The sequence below is a fragment of the Cetobacterium sp. genome (assembly GCF_048470075.1).
Lineage (GTDB): Bacteria > Fusobacteriota > Fusobacteriia > Fusobacteriales > Fusobacteriaceae > Cetobacterium_A.
Genome location: NZ_DBGBQB010000033.1, coordinates 1 through 1,590, shown reverse-complemented (window position 1 = coordinate 1,590; position 1,590 = coordinate 1). Strand labels below are relative to the sequence as shown.

Genomic DNA, 1,590 nt, shown 5'->3' with positions numbered 1-1,590 from the left:
ATTATATTGGAGGCGATTAAATTGAAATTATTTTTAGCACTAATAAGTATGTTAATTTTAAATTTAGGGAGTGGTGTAGCAATGGCAAATGAAGTTAAAAGCAATGATATTGTTATAACAAAAGAATGGGATAAAGTTTTTCCAAAGAGTGAAAAGGTAACTCATGAAAAGATTAGTTTTAAAAATCGTTATGGAATAACTTTAGTTGGAGATTTATATATTCCTAAAGATATAAATAATGAAAAATTACCAGCAATTGCTGTTAGTGGTCCTTTTGGAGCGGTAAAAGAACAATCTTCTGGATTATATGCTCAAACAATGGCAGAACGTGGATTTGTAACATTAGCTTTTGACCCATCTTATACTGGAGAAAGTGGAGGTCAACCTCGTAATCTTGCATCACCTGAAATAAATACAGAGGATTTTAGTGCAGCAATTGATTTTTTAGGTCTTCTACCTTATGTTAATCGTAATCAAATCGGAGTTATAGGTATTTGTGGTTTTGGAGGAATGGCACTAAGTGCTACTGCAATGGATACAAGAGTAAAAGCTGTGGCAACTTCTGTTATGTATGATATGAGTCGTGCTATGGGACATGGTGTTGGAGATGGAAAGGATCGTTATGATATAGACCAAAGAAAAGCTGTTTTAAATTATTTGAATGAAAAACGTTGGATAGATGCAAAAAATGGAACGTTTGACACAGAAAATCACGATTTATATGTTCTTGAAAATGGCGATATATATGTTGAAAAACTTATTTTGCCTGAATCTCTTCCTGAAAATCCAAATCCTGTTTTAAAAGAGTTTTTTGATTATTATAAAACTAAAATTGGTTATCATAAAAACTCTTTAAATTCAACAGGTGCATGGAACACAACAATGCCATTATCATTTATGAATTTCCCTTTATTAACATATATTAGCGAAATTTCTCCTCGACCAATATTAATTATTGCAGGTGAGAATGCACACTCTTTATATTTTAGTAAAGATGCCTATAATGCGGCAGCAGAACCAAAAGAGTTAATGATTATTCCAAATGCTAATCATGTGGATCTATATTTCGATTTAAATAAAATTCCTTTTGATAAACTAGAAACATTTTTTAAAACTAATTTAAAATAGTATATCTTGCGAATTTAGAAAAAATTAAGTAAAAAGTATTAAAAAATTTGAGTTAAATAAATAAAATTAGTACAATGAGATAAAAGCTCAAAGCTGTGAAATACCATAAAATACCGTATATGTGGTGCACTTGAATAAGTTATATGAGTATATAGAAGATTGATATAATTTAAGGGGAATTCACAAAAAATTAAATTATCAATCTTCTTATACTTTTCTGAATGTTTCATAAAAAAGACGAAAATTCATATCTAGAATTCTGCTTCAAGTTCAAAGTTAATCTTGAATAGGTCTTTTTTCGGCCGCCTACAATTTAATAAAATTACTAAATATACCTAAAAGTAATATACTCTTAGGAAAAAAACTTACTTTTCACTGATTTTTAAGAAAAAATGGTAGAGAAATCATTAAGATTTCTTTGCCATTTATTTTGTTTCTAAAAATTTTTAGTCAGTCTCTTTT

At 28.7% G+C, this 1,590-nt stretch carries 1 protein-coding gene; it reads left to right on the top strand.

The window, feature by feature from the left end; genetic code table 11:
* Positions 1-21 precede the first annotated feature (21 nt).
* Positions 22-1,128, top strand: a complete 1,107-nt coding sequence (locus ACMOUI_RS01090; protein WP_418963900.1) for an alpha/beta hydrolase — start codon at positions 22-24, stop codon at positions 1,126-1,128.
* Positions 1,129-1,590 lie beyond the last annotated feature (462 nt).